The organism is Mycolicibacterium arenosum (assembly GCF_024320865.1).
In the GTDB taxonomy this organism is placed as follows: Bacteria; Actinomycetota; Actinomycetes; order Mycobacteriales; family Mycobacteriaceae; genus Mycobacterium; species Mycobacterium arenosum.
The window spans coordinates 122524-140703 of record NZ_JANDBD010000010.1 but is presented as its reverse complement, the minus strand read 5'-3'; the positions used below and the strand labels follow the sequence as shown (position 1 = coordinate 140703).

Genomic DNA, 18180 nt, shown 5'->3' with positions numbered 1-18180 from the left:
CACGTCGATGTCGTTTACCTCCGAGCCCAACACCCACTTGTGACATCGCATTTGGCTAACGATTCCGACTCGGCGCGGAGACCAAAGGGCACGATTCAGCCTGTGACCTGTGTGAATGAAGTGAAAAATGAGGTTAACCGTCAGGTGCCGACACACCCGACTGGCCGAACTCGACTCCGGCTAGTCCGCCGCGGCCAGCGCCCGCCGCACGTCGTCCTGCCGCTCCTCGATGGTCCTACCGATCTCCTGCAGCAGCAACGGCTTTCGCGCCACCAGTTCCTCGACAGCCGCGCGATCGAGCTGCAGCACGGTGACCTCGTCCACGGCATACGCACCGGTGCTGACGGGCTCCCTGGTCAGGGTCGTGGATCCGAGGAAGTCACCCTCCTCGAGCACGCGCACCGTGATCACCGCGCCGTCCTCACCCTGTGCGACCAGACGAACACGACCGTTGACGATGAAGGTCATCCGCTTGGGCACCTGGCCGGGACTCTGAATGGCCTCGTCGGCGCTGTAGCGCGTGAGACGCACCTCGGAGAGGATCTGCTGGTGGTCGGTGTGGTTGAGCCGCAGCGTGGGCGCGATGATCCGTACCGACTTCTCCACCCGCTCCGGTGTTGCGAAGTCGTCGTCCTGCCCGTCGAGGCGCAACTGCGCGCGCCGCGAGGCGTACCAGACCCAGCGCGTGAACGTCGCCCTCGCGCGGAAGTCGTCGGCGGGGGACCGCAGTGGGATCGACGTCTTGTACTGACCGGCGCCCGCGGCGACCGTCGACGGTGCCGCGTCCTTCCGGAGGTTCGGCAATCCGCTTGCCACCCTGGTCAGCAGACCGCACACGTCATCGGGTGGATCTCCCATCGCGAACTCGGTGACCACCGTGATCGAGTGCTCACCGGGCGGCCTGCTCAGGTTGGCGAACGAGGCGCCGGCCAACACCGAGTTCGGGATGATCTGGAGCCCACTGCCGGTGTCGATGTGGGTGGCGCGCCAGTTGACCTCAACGACCCGCCCGCGCGCCGAGGGAGTGTCCACCCAGTCACCGATCTGGAACGGCTGCTCGAACAACAGCAGCAGGCCCGAGATGATCTGACCGACGGAGTTCTGCAGGGTCAGGCCCAGCACGATCGACGAGATGCCGAGCGCGGTGAACAGTCCGCCGACGTTCGCGCCCCAGATGTAGGAGAAGATGATCGCCAGGCCGACGGCGATCACCAGAAAGCGTGCGACATCAAGGAAGATCGATGGAATGCGTTGTCGCCAAGACCCTTCCGGTGCACCCTGGAACAGGGTGGCGTTCAGCCCCGACAGCACCAGCACCAGCAGCACGAAGCCGAGGACGGTCGAGACGATGCGGACGGGGGTGGCTTCGGCCGACACCTCGGTGGCCTTCGTCAGCAGCAACAGCAGCGCCCCGAGCGGCAGGATGTAGTTGCGCACCAAGCTCACCAGCTTGGTCAGCGCGCTGCCACGACGCGCCAGCGCGGCGCGCACCTCGGTGAGGATCACCAGGCAGATCGGCAATCCGATGGCTACGCCGACGGCCCAGTAGAACCAGGACGAATCGACGACGCGGGTCACGACTGACGCTCCGCCAGGCGCCAGATCCGTTGCGACTCACCGCCGACGTCGAGTTCGCCCGCTGCGGTGAACTGCCTGCTGTCACGCATCGCGTCGTACACGCTGGCCGTGACGTAGACGCCGGCCTGTGTGGAGCCGCTCTGCACCTGGTAGGCGAGATCGACCGCGGATCCCCACATGTCGTAGGCGATGCTGGCGCGACCGACGAGCCCGCTGGTCACGGTGCCCGTGTCGATTCCCGCCCGCAACTTCAGCGACCGGCCGGACTCGTTGTTGAACCGGTCGACGATGCGCTGCATCTCGATGGCGAAATCGACTGTGCGCCGGACGTTGTCGATGCGCGGTACGTTCAGCCCGCAGCTCGCCAGGTAACCGTTGTGCAGGGTGCGGACCCGCTCCACGCCGAGATTCTCCGCCGCGGCGTCGAACTGGCGAACGAGCTTGTTCACGATGGCCAGCGACTCCTCGGACGCGAGTTCGGCGGACAACGCATCGAGACCGACGAGGTCCGCGAAGATCACCGTGACGTCCTGGTGGTCCTGGGCGATCGTCTCCTCGCCCTCGCGGTACCGTGCGACGACCTGTTCGGGCATCAGCGACAGCAATAGTCGATCGTTCTCCCGGCGCTGTTCGTTGAGCAGATCCTCCTTGATGGCGAGGTTGCGGCTCATGTCGTTGAAAGCCACGGTCAGATCACCGAATTCGTCACGCGACACGACGGGCAGCGTCGCGCCGTAGTCGCCCGCGCTGATTCGCTGGGCGCCCGACTCGAGCCGTCTGATCGGCCGCACGAACAGCCGGGCCAACAGCATCGCGGCGATGCACACGCAGAAGATGATCCCCGCCGTCGACAGGACCAGCGTTCTGGTGAACTTCGACACCGGGGCGAACGCCTCCGAGGTGTCGATCTTGGCGATCACGTTCCACCGCAGGCCGGGGATGTCGGCGGGGGCGTAGGCCTGCAGCGTCTCGTGGCCGAGGTAGTCGTCGGCCACCAGCGTGCCGCGTTGCCCGCGTTGCGCGAGCTTGGTCGCCTCCGTCGGCACGGGCTGAATCAGCGTCGTGCCGCCCCGGTTGATCGCCTCCTGCGCCACGTCGGGCGGCGTGCCGGCATCGACGACGTCGCGCTTGTACGCCTCGGGATCCTCCAGGAACAACCGGGAATCCGATCGCATCAGGTCGTCGGGTCCGACGATGAACGTCTCGCCAGTCAGACCCATCCCCGATTCCTGCCACTGCCGGTCCACGGTCATCAACCGATTGATCTTCGAGATCGGGAACTGCAGTGCCAGAACCCCTTCGACTCGGCTCTGCGGCCCCACCGGCGAGACGAACCACGCGGTCGGCTCGTCCGCGGGCTCGTACTCGCCGAAGTCCGTGACGCCCACGTAGTCAACGGTGTTCGAGTCGAGCGCTCGCGTGTACGCGCTCGTCAACTCACTTCCCTTGAACGGGCCGGTGAGCACGTTCGTCCCGAGATCCACACCCTTGTACGCGCTGTAGACGACATTGCCCCTGGTGTCGAGGAGCAGCGCGTCCTCGAACTCGAACCGCGACACGATCTCCCGGAAGAACTCGTTGTAGCGCGCGTTGGCCGCCGACCACGCGCTGCCATCGCGCGCGTCGTCGAACTTGATCGCCACCTCCCAGTCCGAGAACGGCGCGGTGTAGTACGCCTGGAGATAACGTTGCGCGTTCGAAGTGGGAAGCAACGCGTTGACGTCGACCTGCTCGCCCGTCTCCCTGTTCTGCTCCGGGGCGAACTGATTCGTGTAGTAGTCGACGATCGACTGCTGCTGTTGCGGCGAGATGGCGGCGTCGGCGAGCTGATCGAAACCCGCGGTGTAGGCCTCGACCGCCTGGGTGGTCGTGGATCCGCGCGTGTAGATCACCAGCGAGTTCTTCAGATCCTCGATGCCGACGCGGAGCTGACGGGTCTGCGACTGTCGAATCTCGGTGAGCCGATCGAACACCGAGGCGGTCAGCGAACTACGGCCCGACTGGTAGCCGATGGCGCCGACGACGGCGGCGGACAGCACGCTCGTCAGCAGCAGCATCACGAGGAGCTTGGACTGAATGCTCACCCGCGACAGCAGCCGGCCGCGAAACCTCCTCGTACGTGCGGGCGGTTGGCCGGAGTCAACGCTGTGTGAGGTGTCCGCCGAGGTCGTCATGGTGCGAAAAGATTAGCTTGCGCAGGCAATCGCCGACCCCGGATGCGGCGATGTTCGAGCACCGTCGACAACCGTCCGGCGCTGCGGCACGGTGGAGACGTGACCGATCCGTTCAATCTGCAGAGGTTCGTGGACGCACAGGACCGCGGTGGCTCCTATGACGAGGCGGTGGCCGAGTTGCGTGCCGGCTGCAAGCGCGGCCACTGGATGTGGTGGATCTTCCCCCAACTGCGCGGGCTGGGCCGCACCGAGACGTCGACGCGCTACGGAATCGCGTCCCGTGCGGAGGCGATCGCGTACCTGGAGCACGACGTGCTGGGCCCGCGGCTGCGGCACTGTGCGCATCTGCTGACCGGGTTGGGCGCCAACTCGCCCGAACTCGTCCTCGGCGGCGTGGATGCGCTCAAGCTGCGGTCGTCGATGACGCTGTTCGCCGCGGTCGCGTCCGATCCCGACATCTTCGAGAAGGTGCTGTCGCAGTACTACCGCGGCGGCCGCGACTCCGTCACGACCGCGAGGCTTGGCGACTCCTAAGGAGCGACGATCGCCCACCCGTGCGGCTCGACCTCGAGCGATGCGATGCGATCCGCACCGGGCATACCGGAGCCGGCGACGACCACGCCGTCACGGATGCCCCACTCGGACAGCGTTATTCGCAACGGCTCGTCGGCGATGTTGAGCGCGACGACCAGCGCGTCATCGCCGTGCGATACCCGGTAGACGTACTGCTCGTTGGCCAGTGTCAGGGCGGTGGTGGTGGCCGAGTACAACCACGGGTGACGCCGGCGCAGCCCGATCAGATGCTGATGCAGCCGGAACTCGTCGTGCCCCAGCGGTGTCGCGTCCTGCGGCCGCGCGGGGAACTCGGGGCGCACTGCGTCGTCGCCGCCGAAGCGCTCCTCCTTCACACCGCGGTAGGCCCACTCGTCGCCCGCGTAGACGCTGGGCGTGCCCGCGATCGTGAAGAGCAGCGCCAGCGCGTGCTCGACGTGCCGGGTGTCGTCGAGCTGACTCGCGATCCTGGTCACGTCGTGGTTGCCGACGAACGTCAGCGGCACGAACGTCTCGACGAACTCGTCGTGCCTGCGCAGCGCGTGGTCCAGTTCGAAGAAGTTGCCGTCGTTGAGGCTGCTCCAGATCGCCTTCCACAGTTCGTACTGCGTGACGGAGTCGAACGTCGACGCCTTGACGATCCCGGCGTAATCGCCGTGGATGACCTCGCCTAGGAACCACGCGTCGGGGAACTGATCGCGCACCCGAGGCAGCACCGTGCGCCAGAAGCGCGGTGAGACGGCGTAGGCCGCGTCGAGGCGCCAGCCGTCGACGCCGCGGCGCAGCCAGTGCGCCATCACGTCGGCGACGTAGTCGACGACCTCCGCGTTGTCGTGGTTCAAAGCGACCAGGCCGTCGTGTCCCTCGAACATCTCGAAGTCGTGGCCGCGCTGGCGGAACCACGCGGAATCACCGTCGCGGAACCGCGCGAAGTCCGTGCCCACGTGGTTGAACACGCCGTCGAGCAGCACGCGCAGGCCGCGGCTCTTCGCCTCGGTGATGAGCAGGTCGAAGTCGTCGTCGTCACCGAGCCGCGGATCGATCCGGTAGTGGTCCGTCGTGTCGTAACCGTGGGTGCGCGACGCGAAGACCGGTCCGAGTGCCAACCCGGATGCGCCGAGTTCCCTCGCGTGATCGAGCCAGTCGACCAGGCGGCGCAGACGGTGCTCGTCGGCCGTCGGCGCGGGATCGGCCGGGTGGGCGCCGACGAACCCGAGCGGATAGACGTGCCACCAGATGGCGTGTTCGACCCAGTCGGCGCTCACCTGCGGAACTTCGCCTCGTAGAGCACCTTCATCTCCTCTGCCAGTTCGGATGCCGGACCGTCCACCGGTATGCGCGGCGCCACCGTCGAGATCGGCAGCCCGGCGACCGGCGCTGCGGGGGTACCCCATTCGGCCTGCCATGAACGCAGTTGCTCGCTGGAGGTCGCGTAGACGATGCGACCGAGACCCACCCAGGCGTGGGCGGCGGCGCACATCGGGCAGTGCTCACCCGACGTGTACACGGTGGCCCTGATCCGCTGGACCGGGGCCAGGTGGGCGACCGCCCACATCGCGATCGCCAGTTCGGGATGTCTGGTGTGATCGCCGTCCTTGACCCGGTTGCGGTCCTCGAACCGGACGACGCCGTCGCCGTCGACGAGCAGGGACCCGAACGGCTCGTCGCCGTCCTCGAGGGCCTCGCGGGCGAGTTCCACGCATCGGCGCAGGTGGCTGAGGTCGTCGGCGCTGATCGACACGAACCGAAGTGTACGCAGAACGGCGATGAGTTCCGTGGACGCCGCGGGTCGGTACGGACGTGAGCACTCAGAAGGACGTCGTGCGCCGCTACACCGACGGATTCCGCACCGGCGACCTCGCCGCGATCGTGTCCTGCCTGGCACCCGACGTCGTGTGGGCCCTGCACGGCGAGAAGACGCTCGTCGGCCGCGACGCGTTCGCGGCGGAGGCCGACACCGGGGGCGGGCCCGCGCCGGACCTCCACCTCGACCGGCTCATCGAGGAGGGTGACACGGTCGCGGTCGTCGGACACGGAAGCGTGGCGCTCGTCGACGGCCCCGTGGACTTCGTCTACTCCGAGGTGTTCACGTTCACCGACGGGCTGGTGAGCAGACTCGACACCTTCCACGTCTGGCGTTCGGTTAGCCGCAGCAGCCGTCCGACGTGTCGAGTCGGCAGGCGCACGACGCGGTGATGGGGACGTCGGCCCGCGCTCCCGCCAGGGCGAGTTGCTGACCGATGATGATCGCTTCGTCGTTGCGCCCCAGGCGCTTCAGGCATTCGTGGTAACCGTGCAGGCTCCACACGTTGTTCGGATGCTGACAGCAGCGCGCCAGCGTCGGGTCCAGCCCGAGGTCGGCGGCGTACACCTGCGCTGCCTCCTCGACGCGGCCCTGCTCGAGCAGCAGCGCGCCGAGTGCGTGGCGGGTGGGCTGCATCCAGCCCCAGGGTTCGTCGTAGGGAAGCGCGTCGTCGAGCGCGACGGCGCTGCGCAGCGCGGCGAACGCCGCGTCGAAACGCCCTTCCCGGTAGGCCAGTTCGCCGTCGAGCATCGCCGCCGCGACGGCCAGGATGTCTCGACTGGTGTTGTTGAACAGGTAGCGACTGTCGGGGATGCGCGCGTATGCGGCGGCGAAGGCCTCCCGCTCGGCGCGAGCGTTCTCCACATCGCCGGTGACCGCGTACGCGACACCGCGGCCGTAATGGATCGTGGCCGCCGTCGTGCAGTAGAGGTCGACGTCGTCGGGTAGCGGCTGGGCGATCAGGTCCTGCCACCGGCCGAACCTGATCAGGACGTGAATGCGCAAGGGCGCGAACGCCTCCAGCCAATCGGCCATCGGCGGCGACTCGATCGTGAGCAGCTCGGGGGTCAACTGCCCGGCGAGTTCGTCGGCGGCCTCGAGCGCGGTCGCGAACCGACCCTCGAACATCGCGGAGTACACGATGAAGTGCAGATCGTGTGCGCGGTAGAGCGAGTAGAAGTTCAGCGGTCCCTCGCGCTCGACGAACTTCCGGTCCGCGCGCACCGCGGCGGTGTTGGCGACCACCGAGGCGCGGTAGTCCCCGCAGAGCACGTCGATGTGACTCGCCATGTGCTGCAGGTGACCGGCGTCGGGCACCAGGCCGCGCAGCAGGTCGGCGGCGGGCAGCGCGTCCTGCGGTGCGGCCGACATCTCCATCGCGTGGATGTAGAGGTGCAGGACGCCCGGGTGGGCCCGGCCCGCATCGGTCGTCAGCGCGGCTTCCAGGATGCGCGTGGCCTCCAGCACCCGCGATCCCTCGGCCGGTTCGCCGGTGGCGGTGTCCCACAGCGCCCACGCGGTCACGTTGAGTAGCGCGTCGGCGGCCAGGGTCTGTACGTCGACGTCATCGGGGTGCGCCTCGCAGACCCCGCTCATCGCCTCGGCGTACGCCGCGTGGCCTGCGGTCAGCGCCTCGGCGTCGGCGGGGTCGTCGGTTGGGAAGCGGGCCGCGAGCGCCGCGATGAGGTCGCGTTCGACGGCCGACGCGCGCCCGCCGCGGGCCAGCAGCAGTTCGGCGCGGGCGCGGGCCAGGGACGCCGCCAGATCCGCCGGGTCGAACGCCTCCCACGCCTTGTTGTAGTTGGGCCCGACCGCGTAGGCGATCCCCCAGCGGGCGATCGCGAGATCGGGGTCGTGGTCCAGGGCGCGCTCGAAGCAGCGGATCGCCTCGTCGTGGTTGAAGGCGTACGCCCACACCAGGCCTCGGTCGAACCAGACCTGCGCCGCGGTCGACGGGGTGTCAGTCGACCGGTGATAGGACCCCAGGTCGTAGTAGGGCGCCGTCGTGTCCTGCGGTGGAGCTGCCGTCATGGCTCGCACGATAACCAAGCGCCGATCGCACTGCGCCCGATCGGATCATCGTGGCCCCGACCGCGAGCACGCAGCCCGCCGCCGCCCACACCGCGAGGGTGACGAGCGGTGTCGCGGCGCCGTGGCCGCCGAAGTACTCGATGCTGCGCAGCAGGGCCACGCCCGAGCCCTGGGGGACGATGGCGTTGAACGTCGTGTAGAAGCCGGTCAGCAGCGGCAGGCCGACGGGGCCCGCCGCCGCGGCGTTTCCGATGATCACCAGGAACGCGGTGAGCGACGCCGAGGCCACCGTGCCGAAGGCGGCGGCCACACCCGTGACCGCACCCGCCACCGCCATCGCGTAGAGGAACAGTGCGCCGAACACCTGCCAGGTGTGTCCGGTCAGCGCCCCGAGGATGACGTCGACGTACAGCGTGACCCCGCCCGCCAGCAGGGCGGAGTAAGCGGCGAGGCTCACCGTCCGCCAGCCCAGCGTGGCGAACCGATGAACGCTGCCCAGCATCCGGCCGAAGATCGTCGCGCCGACCGAGGCGCCGATGGACAGGAAGATCACGGCGTAGAACACGACGGTGCCCTGCGGGTCGGCGGCGGTGGTCGGCGCGACGTCGGTGACGTCGACGGTCAGACCCGCCTTGCCCGCGACGGCGCGGCCCACGGCCTCGGCGGCGTTGGCGACGCTGCGGCCGCCACCCCCTGCGACGAGCACGTCGAGGTGGCCGGGGGCGTCCACGACGAGGGCCGCATCCGCCGTGCGGCCGTACACCGCGTCCCGTGCCGCGGTGGCGTCACCGACCTGCGTCACCGCCAGGTTGTCCTGGCCGCGGAGGCCGTCGACGAACTGCTGCGGACCGGTGACCGCGACGTTCAGGTGGTGCAGCGTCGGCTTGGCGAACGCGCCCGAGTAGCTCGCGATCATCGCGACGACGAACACGGCCAGCGCCGCCATCACCAGGACGAGCTTGCGAACGTCGTTGCGCGACGGCCGGTTCGACGGGACGGGGGAGTTGTGGTGCTTACCCACGGCAGAGCCTTTCGATTAGGAGTGAGTGAGGCCGAGGAGGGCGTCGACGGTGTCGAGCGCCGCGACGACCCGGTCGCGGAGCGGCGGGCTGTCGGGGTCCTCCATCCACGATCGAAGGACCTCTTGGAAGCCGCCGACGAGGAAGCGGCTGACCGCGTCGGGTTCGAGGCCCGAGATCGATGCGACGACGGGCATGGCCGCGCGGGCCATCTCCTCGCAGGCCGGCTGGAGTGCGGCGCGGAACGCCGCCACCACCGGTTGCGTCACCGCACTCGGCACCACGTTGTGGTAGACGGCGCGATGGTCGGCGGCCGCATCGAAGATGCCCAGGATCCGGGCTCGGGGGGCACCGTCGACACCGCTGGCCGCCGCGGTGAACGCCGCGGTCACCGCGGTCGCGACGGCATCGTCGCGGTCGGTGAAGTGCTGATAGAAGACCTGCCTGCTAACGCCCGCTCGGGTGACGAGGTCGCCGACGGTGATCTCGTCCACCGGACGCTCGTGTGCCAGCTCGAAAGCCGCGTCCCGCAACAGCGCGCGGACGCGTTCTGCGCGGGGGTCGGCACTGTGTGCGCGAGCAGCCATGACGCCATCGTAAGTCACTTCGTGGACAACTGACTACGAAAACATAGGTTAGCTATGACACCACTCGGACCTGGTGTGACGGCGATCTCGCGGACTACGGTGACCGCCATGATCCGATGCGTCCGGCTGTGGACCGGCGACGACGGCGCCTCGCACGTGGAGATCGGCACGCTCGCCGTCGACGTCGGCCGCAACGCCGACTTGGTGTCGCCGAACCTGCCGGCGACGCACGTGACCCTCGAGGAGACGGCGGGCGGCGGCGCGCTGGCGTGGCACACCGCCCCGGTCCGGCAACTCGTCGTGACGCTGGCGGGCACACTGCAGTTCTCCACCCGCGACGGCGAGGAGTTCACGCTCAACCCCGGTGACGTCCTGCTTGCCGAGGACACCACCGGCAGCGGGCATCAGTGGCGACTCATCGGCACGGACCCGTGGCGGCGCATGTACGTCGTGCTCGCCCCTGGAGCGGACGTCCCGTTCACCCCCGATCAGACGGGTTAGTGACCCGCTACGACGTCGCTTTCGTCGACCTCCACCGGATCCTTCGCACCGGGCAGGAAGTAGAACAGCACGCACACCAGTCCGAAGAACAGATAGCCGAGCGCCACAGGGGGATTCGCCGCCCAGGCCACCGCGGGGGCGTGAATGAGCCCGATGAAGGACAGCACCGCGCCGACCACCGACGCGATCGCGGCGTAGAGGAACTTCTTCTCCAGGATGAGCGTCACCATCGTGCCGAGGACGAGGCCGACGAGCACCGCGCCCTCACCGAGGGTCTTGAGGCCCTCGTACACCACGCCGGCCCCGTTGAGCGCCTCCATGCCCACCTCGGTCGCCGACGTCCCCGCCGCGTTGAGCGCGTTGTCGATCAGCCCGTGCGCCCACTGCGCGAGGTTGGGCAGGATGGCCGCCACGACTGCGACCGCGTGCAGGCGCGGCACCGCCTGGAAGGCCTGCGCACCGATCAGCAGCCCGATGTACAGCAGGATCGGCACGATCGCGGGCACCGGCAGAAGCGCGTCGAGCACCCCGAAAAGACCGAGGAAACACAGGATTCCGACGACGACGCCACTGGCCAGCGAGTAGCCCGCCCGGCCTCCCGCGTCCTTCCAGCCGGGGTGACCGATGTAGACGGCCGGGGGGAACGGCGAGCCGAACGCCGATCCCACGACGGCGCCGGCGCCGTCGGCCAGCAGCACGCTGCGCAGGTTGTAGTTGTCACCGGCGGCGGCGGCGCTCTCGACGTTGCTCATCGCCTCGGTGAAGTTGTAGACGCCCAGGGGGATCGCGGTGCCCAGCAGCGGCGCCAGGTTCGACAGTCCGGACAGCAGCATGTCGATCCGCAGATCCGGAATGCCGACGGCGATGTCGGAGACGGCCTGGCCGACATCGGGCGCCGACATGTAGCCACCGATCCAGCCGATGGCCGTACCGACGAGCAGGGCGGCGAGTCCGACCGGAACGCCGAACGGCAGCCGCATGTTCGTGAAGAACCCGATGAGGATGATGGCCATGACCGGCAGGCCGATCCACGCCACCTCCCACATCTGCGCTGCGGGGCGCATCGAGATGAACGTGATGGATATGCCCGCCAGCGTGCCCAGCATGGCCGCCCGCGGTGTGAGCTTGCGGATGTACGGTCCGACGAACGCGCCGATCATCACGATCACACCGATCATGAACGCCCACGCCAGACCGGCCTGCCACGCCTGGATCGCGTCGTCGGTGTTGAGGTACACCGGCAGCATCACCACGAAGATGACGATGAACATGTGCGGCACGCTGGGGCCGTATGGCAGAGCCGTGACGTCCGTGCGGTTCTCGCGCCGGGCCAACCGGCGGGCCAGGAACGTGTAGTACAGGTTTCCGAGGATCAGCGCGACGCCGAGCGCGGGCAGCACGGTGCCGAGCACGTCACCCGCGGGCACCTGGATGACGCCGATCATCAGGCCCGTCAGGGTCAGAACGTTGACCAGGATGTTGAAGCCGAGCCCGAAGAACGCGTTGGTGTCGCCGCGGGTCCACCACGGAATCGACAGTGCGGGCTTGGCTTCCGGCTCGTCGAGAGGCGGATCGGTGACTTCTGCGGACATGTTCGCTCCCCTTCAGGCTGCGGTGACGGTGAGTTGCTGGAGTGCGGGGATGACCACCGAGGTGTCGGCGACCCACCCGAAGATGCCGCCCTGCGCCTTGATCATCTCGAGGCCGACACGCTGGAATTCGGGGAAATACGAACCGACACAGTCGGATACCACCAGGCACTCGTAGCCGCGGTCGTTGGCCTCACGGGTGGTGGTGTGGACGCAGACCTCGGTGGTGACACCGGTGACGAGGAGCGACGTGATGCCGTGTTCGTCGAGGACGTCCTGTAGCGGCGTGGCGTAGAACGCGCCCTTTCCCGGCTTGTCGATGACGACCTCGCCGTCGATGGGCGCGAGTTCGTCGACGATGTCGTGGCCGTACTCGCCGCGGATGAGGATGCGGCCGTATCTGCCGGGGTCGCCGATGCGCTTCGACGGCGCGCCACGGTTGAGCTTGGCGGGTGGGCAGTCGGACAGATCGGGTTCGTGCCCTTCGCGGGTGTGGATGACGAGCATGCCGGCCGCTCGCGCCGCGGCGATCAGCGCCGCCAGCGGCGGCACCACCTTCAGCAGCTGATCGACGTCGTTGCCGAGGCTCTCCCCGAAACCGCCGGGCAGCAGGAAATCCCGCTGCATGTCGATCACGACGAGTGCGGTCTTGCCGGCCTCGAGGGTGAGCGGGCCCGGCTCGGCGGGGATGGACACGGTGCGGCTCATACGGACTCCTCGACGGTGCTGGGTGATGGTGACGGGACGGCTGCGATGCCCGCGCCCGTTCGCCTGGGCTCGTCGAGCACGGCGGCGGCGAGGTGCAGGGCGATGTCATCGGTGCACGCTGCCGCGAGAATCGTTGCGCTGTAGGGTCGTCCGCTCGGAGTCGTACCCAGTGGGACGGCGACGCCGAGCAGGTCCAGCAGGTTGCCGAAGTGGGTGTAGTGGCCGAGCATCGTGTTGCACTCGATGGGCCGGGCCTGCACCTCGTCGACGGTGAACGTCGTGCCGATGGTGGGCACCACGAGCGCGTCCATCCGCTGCCACAGCCTGCCCACCTCGGCCTTGAGCTCCTGCAGCCGCTGCAGAGCGGCGAAAGCGTCTTTCGCGCTGTACTTCTCGCCGCTGCGCAGGATGTCCCTGACCACCGGGTGGATCGAGTCGGGATGCTCGGCCAGGAAGTCCGCGAACTCCACCAGCCGCTCGGCGACCCACGGGCCCTGGTACAGCAGTTCACCCGCCGCGAGGAACGGCGCAAGCGACATCTCGACGACGTCGCCGAACCGTTCCACGCGGGCGCGGAAGGCCAGGTGCGCGCTGCGCATCTCGTCGTCGCCGAAGAACTCGAGCTCGTCGACGGGCGGCAGGCCGATCCGGATGCGACCCCCGGTGTAACCGGGGCCGGCGTCGCGGGACCAGGGGTCGTCGTCGTCGCGGCCGACCATCACGGCGCGCACCCGGTCGACGTCGTCGATGCAGCCCGCCATCAGGCTGATGCAGTCGAGCGACTTGCACGCGGGCACCAGACCGACGGTGCTGATCAGTCCGCGCGACGGTTTGTACCCGACGACGCCGTTGAGCGCGGCGGGGACCCGCCCCGAGCCGGCGGTGTCGGTCGCGACCGCGAAGGGCACCTGCCCGAGTGCGACGGCCAGCGCCGATCCCGAACTCGACCCGCCGGAGATCAGCTCGTTGCCGTAGACGCTGCGCGGGACGGTGTACGGAGTCCGGGTGCCGTTGAGTCCAGTTGCGAACTGGTCGAGGTTGGTCTTGCCCACGTACAGCGCGCCCGCATCGAGCAGCCGCTGCACCGCCGGCGCTGTCGCCGTCGCGGTGTACGCGTAGTCGGGACAGGACAGCGTGGTCGGCACACCCTCGACGTCGATGCTGTCCTTCACGCCGAACGGCACGCCGTACAGCGGCAGCGTACGTGCGCCGGGACGGTTCTCGACGTCGGCGGCCGCGGCGAGCAGGTCCTCGCGGGGGACCGTCGACAGCCAGGTGCCGTCGTCCCCGCGCGCCGCGATCGAATCCGCTACTCGCAGCGCCGTCTTGGTGGGTGACCCGGTGCCGCTCGCATGCGACGCGAGGATCTCCTCCACTGACGGCCCGATTGCGGGGGCGCCCACCTCGTATCCCATGTCTGTCGATTGTCGACAGAATCATGGCGATCGCGGTACAGCCGGGTTTCGATCGTGTTAGCGATCTCGCCGGGTGTCGTCTTCGAGGCCGAGATAGTGCAGGTGACCGTGATCCTCGAGAGCCGTGATGACCGTCGCGGCGACGTTGGTCTCCAACGCGCAGAGAATCGCCTCGTGCCGGGTGATGCCGTCGTCGGCCCGGTGGTGACGCGCCTCCTCGCGCAGGTTCATCGCCATCGGCAGCTGCAGCTTGACCAGGATCGGCGCCAGCGCGATGTCGAGTTGCCGGTTGTCGGCGAGGCCCACGACCTCGGCGTGGAAGGCGCGGTGGGCGTCGTCGCGCTCCAGGTCGTCGGGCGCCCGGCGCATCCGTTCGAGGGCGTCGCGCACCGGCGCCAGCGCGGTCACGGGCTCCGGCAGGGGGAGTGCCGACTCGATCGCGTGCCGTTCGAGCACGTGCCGCAGTGCGAACAGCTGCAGGATGTCGGAGGTGGACCACTCGGTGACCCTGGACCCACGGCGGGGCAGGTGCTCGACCAACCCCTGTTGGGCGAGCAGTCGCAGCGCCTCCCGCAGCGGCGCCCGGCTGATGCCGAGGTCCGCGCAGAGTTGCTCCTCGACGATCTTGTCGCCCGGTTGCAGCGCACCGCGGAGGATCGCATCACGCAACCGGTGCTCGGCCACGTCGACGAGCGATACGGGCAGACCGGAACGCGGTGTGTCGAGCCTGGCCGACCCCATCCGTTGGTCGCCTCCTGCCGTCGATGATCGCCGATTGTCGACAATCGTAGGAACTTTTCCCGCTCGCCGCGTCGTTGCGGGCACGTGACGACACGCGAACCCACTGTCTCATCGTCCCTGCCCACCGTCTCCGCCCAGGTCGAGCGCCTGATCGCCCTCGGGGTCCACGACATCGCCGGGCTGTCCGCCACGGCGTTGCGGGACCTGGCGCCGGACGTCGACGACGGCGCACTGGTGGTGCTGCACCCGACGGTCGTACCCGCCTCCGCGCTCGCGCCGTTGGTCCGCGTCGACGGCAGGCAGGCGTTCGTGGTGACCGACTTCGCGGACGTCGACGAGTTCGACGCCGTGATGGCGCTCCCCGACGCACCCGGCTACGTCGTCGACGATCCGGACCGCGGTGACGAGATGCGCAACTGGAGCCCCGACGAGGCGGCGCCTGCGATCGCTGCCGCGGGCCGGACACCGCTGCTCCTCACCGAGGGGCTGTACTGGCTGCTGCACCGCCCCGATGTGCTCGAACGCAACTCCTGCTTCATGACGATCGGTTCGCGTAAGCGAAAGCCGAACGGCGCGTTCGACACTCGCACCCCGGCCCTGTGGATCAGCAACGGCACCGGCCGCGACGGGCCCGAGCATCGCCACGCGCCGAAGGTCGGCTGGTGCTGGGCGGGTAACCGGCACACGTGGCTGGGGATTGCGTCAGCCGCCGGCCGCAGGCCCGTCCGCGCAGCCGACTGAGGCCTGCGCGAGAAAGGGCAGCACCTCGCGCAGCCACGCGTCGGGATCGGAGGTGAAGGCGACGTGCCCCGTCGGCAGTGCCACCAGGCGGGCACCGGGAATGGCGGCGGCCACCAGCCGGCCCCATGCGAGCGGTGCAGTGGGATCCTTTGCGCCCCAAGTGATCAACGCCGGAACGGTGATCGCCCCGGCCCTGTCGCGGAGGTCGTGTGCGGGTTCGGTGAAGCTGCGCCACAGGGCCGCGCCGGTGCGCGCACCCGCGGATGTCCGCGACGCGGCTCGCACTCTGGCGACGACCTCGCGGTCGGCGGCCGTGCGCGGTCGCATGTAGGCCCGTGCGAAGTACGGCGCGACCGCGCGCAGGACGCCGGGTCGACCGAGCAGCGCGCAGAACGCTCGGCTGACCGGAGTGTGCGGAGTGAACCCACCGGTGTTGACGAGCACCACACCCGCGACGCGCTCCGGCCGCTCGATCGCGATGCGGCAGGCCGCGTAGCCGCCGACCGAGTTCCCGATGACCACCAGGTTCGTCAGTCCGAGGCGGTCGACGAACTCCACGGCGAGATCGCCGAGTTGCGCTGCGGTCAAGGGCTTCTCGGATGCGGGGGAGCCACCGTGGCCGGGCCAGTCGAGGGTGATGAGCCGGTGTTCGCGCGCCAGCTCGGCGGCGACGTGCGCGTAGTCGGCACTGCCGTGGAGGTTCGCATGCAGCGCCAGCAGGGGCGGGCCGGCGCCCACCTCGGCGTACCGAACGGCCGCGTGGCTCAGCGTCAGCATCGGCATCGCGCCTCCCCTGTCATTGACCGGTCGGTCGGTCAGTGAGTTACAGTAGGCTCGGGCGATCACGATGGCAAGGGGACGACGACAGTGGATGCACCTCCGAAACCGACCATGCGAGCCGCGGCAGCCGAGCAGACCAGAGCGAAGCTCATCGAGTCGGGGCTACTGCTCGCCGAGCGACTCGGCCTGGAGGGGCTCAGCGTCAACGCCATCGTGGCCGAAGCGCAGGTCTCGAAAGGCACCTTCTTCCATCACTTCTCGGACCGCACGTCGTACCTGCTGGCGCTTCACCGCCGGTTCCACGACGACCTCGGCGAGCAGATTCAGGCGGCGATCAGCGGCGTGCCCGCGGGGCGTGTGCGCCTGCAGCGCGCGGCGCACGCGTACCTCGACGGCTGCCTGCACCAGCGCGGCGTCAAGGCGCTGCTGCTGGAGTCCAGAGGACACCGGCCGATCCTGGACGAGGTACTGGAGCGCAACCGCCGAAACGTCGCCCTGGTCACCGCCGACTTCGCGGCGCTGGGCAGGCCGCATCCCGGTCAGTCGGCGCGACTGTGGGTCGCCGCGACGGCCGAGTGCGCGCTCGTTGAACTGGAACTCGGGCATCGGGATTCGGCTATCCGGGCGGCACTCGACGAGTTCTCTGGCTGACCCAGCCAACGGCCGCGGCCGTGTCTACGCCCGTGTCAACGACCGGTGACTTAGGCTGTCGGGCATGGCGACCACCAGAGCCCGCAACGCCGCGGAGACGCGGGCCGACATCCTGGCGGCGGCACGCACCCGCTTCGGCGCGGACGGCTACGAGCGCACGACGCTGCGCGCCGTGGCCGCCGACGTCGGCGTCGACCCCGCCCTCGTCATCCGCTACTTCGGCAGCAAGCAGGACCTCTTCGCCGCCGCCGCGGAGTTCACGCTCGACCTGCCCGATCTCACCGGCGTCCCACCGGACCGCGTCGCCGATGCACTGCTGCCCGCGTTCTTCTCCGTCTGGGAGGGGGACACCACGTTCGTCGCTCTGCTGCGAGCCGCGATGACCAGCGAAACGGCGGCGAACACCATGCGCACGGTGTTCGCCACCCAGGTTGCCCCCACGCTCGCCGCCGTCACCCCGGACCACCCCGGCGAACGGGCCGGACTGATGGGAGCGTTCATCATCGGCCTGGCCACGACGCGGTACGTGCTGGCCAACCCCTTCGTGGCCAACCTCGGCCACGACGAGCTGATCCGGTGGGCCGGGCCGGTCGTTCGGCAGTTGCTGGTCGGGGAGGCCCCGGCGGGCCTGTGAACGCCGAGCCGGGGATTCGACACTTGCACTGGAACGTGTTCTAGTTCAGTAATGGTCGAGTTCACCGTCGAGAACCTCAGCGTCGAGGAGGTCGAGCGGCTGCGCGGCGTCTTCGGACCGCTCACCGAGTCCGTCCGCGAGCTCATCGACGCCACCATCCGCACGGAAGTCGACGCGGACGTGGTCGCCGTGGCCAGGGCCGAGATCGACGCCGCGACTGCGCGACTGCGCGAACGCCAGCTACCGGGGCCGTACGGCGTCCGTATCTCCGACGGCGACCAGATGCCGTGGGGCAACCCGGTGATCGGGCTGCGCAACCCGATCGCACCTCCCGTCGTGCTGCACCGCGCCGACGACGGTGGCGTCTGGTGCGACTTCCATCTCGGCGCCGCGTTCGAGGGGCCGCCGGGACACGTCCACGGCGGTGTCTCGGCGTTGATCCTCGACCACGTGCTCGGCGAGGCGGCGAGCAGCGCGGAGCACCCCCGGCTCACCGGCACGATCTCACTGCGGTATCTGCGGACCACGCCACTGGGCGACCTGCACGCCGAGGCGGGGATCGTCCGCACCGAGGGCATCAAGACCTACGCGGTCGGCCACCTCGCCGACGCCAACGGCGTCACGGTCGAAGCCGAAGGAGTGTTCATCACGCCGAAGTGGGCGCGCTGAACGCGT

At 69.0% G+C, this 18180-nt stretch carries 19 protein-coding genes; 7 read left to right on the top strand and 12 right to left on the bottom strand.

The features are described 5' to 3' along the window. Positions 1 to 180: 180 nt before the first annotated feature. Positions 181 to 1578, bottom strand: coding sequence for a mechanosensitive ion channel domain-containing protein (locus tag NM203_RS23365; RefSeq protein WP_255062868.1), 1398 nt, complete (start codon positions 1576 to 1578; stop codon positions 181 to 183). Continuing rightward, the gene (locus tag NM203_RS23360; protein ID WP_408633398.1) at positions 1575 to 3752 is read right to left on the bottom strand and encodes an adenylate/guanylate cyclase domain-containing protein; all 2178 of its coding nucleotides are present in this window, start codon (positions 3750 to 3752) and stop codon (positions 1575 to 1577) included. Before NM203_RS23360 ends, NM203_RS23365 begins: the two co-directional genes overlap by 4 nt. A 99-nt stretch (positions 3753 to 3851) precedes the next feature. On the opposite strand from NM203_RS23360, the gene NM203_RS23355 reads away from it, so the two are divergent. After that, complete coding sequence (locus tag NM203_RS23355; RefSeq protein WP_255062867.1) at positions 3852 to 4286, top strand: DUF1810 domain-containing protein; 435 nt, start codon at positions 3852 to 3854, stop codon at positions 4284 to 4286. Here the strand turns inward: NM203_RS23355 and NM203_RS23350 are convergent. Both NM203_RS23350 and NM203_RS23345 read right to left on the bottom strand, forming a co-directional pair. Continuing rightward, on the bottom strand, positions 4283 to 5569 hold the full coding sequence (locus NM203_RS23350) for an alpha-amylase family protein (RefSeq protein ID WP_255062866.1): 1287 nt from the start codon (positions 5567 to 5569) through the stop codon (positions 4283 to 4285). The genes NM203_RS23355 and NM203_RS23350 overlap by 4 nt on opposite strands. Continuing rightward, positions 5566 to 6045, bottom strand: a complete 480-nt coding sequence (locus NM203_RS23345) for a nucleoside deaminase (protein ID WP_255062865.1) — start codon at positions 6043 to 6045, stop codon at positions 5566 to 5568. The genes NM203_RS23350 and NM203_RS23345 overlap by 4 nt, the downstream gene beginning before the upstream one ends. 59 nt (positions 6046 to 6104) lie before the next feature. Between NM203_RS23345 and NM203_RS23340 the strand changes: the two genes are divergently transcribed. Continuing rightward, a complete protein-coding gene (locus tag NM203_RS23340; protein ID WP_255062864.1) occupies positions 6105 to 6500 on the top strand; it encodes a nuclear transport factor 2 family protein in 396 nt (131 codons plus the stop codon). Here NM203_RS23340 and NM203_RS23335 read toward each other — a convergent pair. Genes NM203_RS23335 through NM203_RS23325 form a run of 3 tightly spaced genes read right to left on the bottom strand, consistent with a single transcriptional unit; the run spans position 6448 to position 9745 of the window. Continuing rightward, the gene (locus tag NM203_RS23335; protein WP_255062863.1) at positions 6448 to 8139 is read right to left on the bottom strand and encodes a tetratricopeptide repeat protein; all 1692 of its coding nucleotides are present in this window, start codon (positions 8137 to 8139) and stop codon (positions 6448 to 6450) included. The two genes, NM203_RS23340 and NM203_RS23335, sit on opposite strands and share 53 nt — an antisense overlap. Next, positions 8069 to 9160 carry a hypothetical protein gene (locus NM203_RS23330; RefSeq protein ID WP_255062861.1) on the bottom strand — a complete coding sequence of 364 codons (1092 nt, stop codon included), beginning with the start codon at positions 9158 to 9160 and terminating at the stop codon, positions 8069 to 8071. Before NM203_RS23330 ends, NM203_RS23335 begins: the two co-directional genes overlap by 71 nt. A 15-nt stretch (positions 9161 to 9175) precedes the next feature. Continuing rightward, positions 9176 to 9745: a TetR/AcrR family transcriptional regulator gene (locus tag NM203_RS23325; RefSeq protein ID WP_255062860.1), complete on the bottom strand. Its 570-nt coding sequence runs from the start codon at positions 9743 to 9745 to the stop codon at positions 9176 to 9178. A 108-nt stretch (positions 9746 to 9853) separates the two neighbouring features. Between NM203_RS23325 and NM203_RS23320 the strand changes: the two genes are divergently transcribed. Further along, on the top strand, positions 9854 to 10246 hold the full coding sequence (locus NM203_RS23320; RefSeq protein WP_255062859.1) for a cupin domain-containing protein: 393 nt from the start codon (positions 9854 to 9856) through the stop codon (positions 10244 to 10246). On the opposite strand, the gene NM203_RS23315 is transcribed toward NM203_RS23320, so the two are convergent. Genes NM203_RS23315 through NM203_RS23300 form a run of 4 tightly spaced genes read right to left on the bottom strand, consistent with a single transcriptional unit; the run spans position 10243 to position 14699 of the window. Then, a complete protein-coding gene (locus NM203_RS23315) occupies positions 10243 to 11838 on the bottom strand; it encodes a SulP family inorganic anion transporter (RefSeq protein ID WP_255062858.1) in 1596 nt (531 codons plus the stop codon). The genes NM203_RS23320 and NM203_RS23315 overlap by 4 nt on opposite strands. 12 nt (positions 11839 to 11850) lie before the next feature. Next, positions 11851 to 12543, bottom strand: coding sequence for a cysteine hydrolase family protein (locus NM203_RS23310; RefSeq protein WP_255062857.1), 693 nt, complete (start codon positions 12541 to 12543; stop codon positions 11851 to 11853). Then, complete coding sequence (locus NM203_RS23305) at positions 12540 to 13958, bottom strand: allophanate hydrolase (protein WP_255062856.1); 1419 nt, start codon at positions 13956 to 13958, stop codon at positions 12540 to 12542. Before NM203_RS23305 ends, NM203_RS23310 begins: the two co-directional genes overlap by 4 nt. Before the next feature lie 57 nt (positions 13959 to 14015). Continuing rightward, positions 14016 to 14699, bottom strand: a complete 684-nt coding sequence (locus NM203_RS23300) for a GntR family transcriptional regulator (RefSeq protein ID WP_255062855.1) — start codon at positions 14697 to 14699, stop codon at positions 14016 to 14018. An 84-nt stretch (positions 14700 to 14783) separates the two neighbouring features. Here NM203_RS23300 and NM203_RS23295 point away from each other — a divergent pair, with 84 nt between their 5' ends. Next, on the top strand, positions 14784 to 15440 hold the full coding sequence (locus NM203_RS23295; protein WP_255062854.1) for a DUF5701 family protein: 657 nt from the start codon (positions 14784 to 14786) through the stop codon (positions 15438 to 15440). Here the strand turns inward: NM203_RS23295 and NM203_RS23290 are convergent. Further along, entirely contained in the window at positions 15402 to 16223 is an 822-nt protein-coding gene (locus tag NM203_RS23290) for an alpha/beta fold hydrolase (protein WP_255062853.1), read from the bottom strand. The two genes, NM203_RS23295 and NM203_RS23290, sit on opposite strands and share 39 nt — an antisense overlap. A gap of 84 nt (positions 16224 to 16307) precedes the next feature. Between NM203_RS23290 and NM203_RS23285 the strand changes: the two genes are divergently transcribed. From NM203_RS23285 to NM203_RS23275, 3 genes are all read left to right on the top strand, one after another. Next, positions 16308 to 16871 (top strand): TetR/AcrR family transcriptional regulator, encoded by a 564-nt coding sequence (locus NM203_RS23285; RefSeq protein WP_255062852.1) that lies wholly within the window; start codon positions 16308 to 16310, stop codon positions 16869 to 16871. A 64-nt stretch (positions 16872 to 16935) separates the two neighbouring features. Beyond that, positions 16936 to 17505 carry a TetR/AcrR family transcriptional regulator gene (locus NM203_RS23280; protein WP_255062851.1) on the top strand — a complete coding sequence of 190 codons (570 nt, stop codon included), beginning with the start codon at positions 16936 to 16938 and terminating at the stop codon, positions 17503 to 17505. 51 nt (positions 17506 to 17556) lie between these two features. Continuing rightward, a complete protein-coding gene (locus NM203_RS23275) occupies positions 17557 to 18174 on the top strand; it encodes a PaaI family thioesterase (protein WP_255062850.1) in 618 nt (205 codons plus the stop codon). Positions 18175 to 18180: the final 6 nt, after the last annotated feature.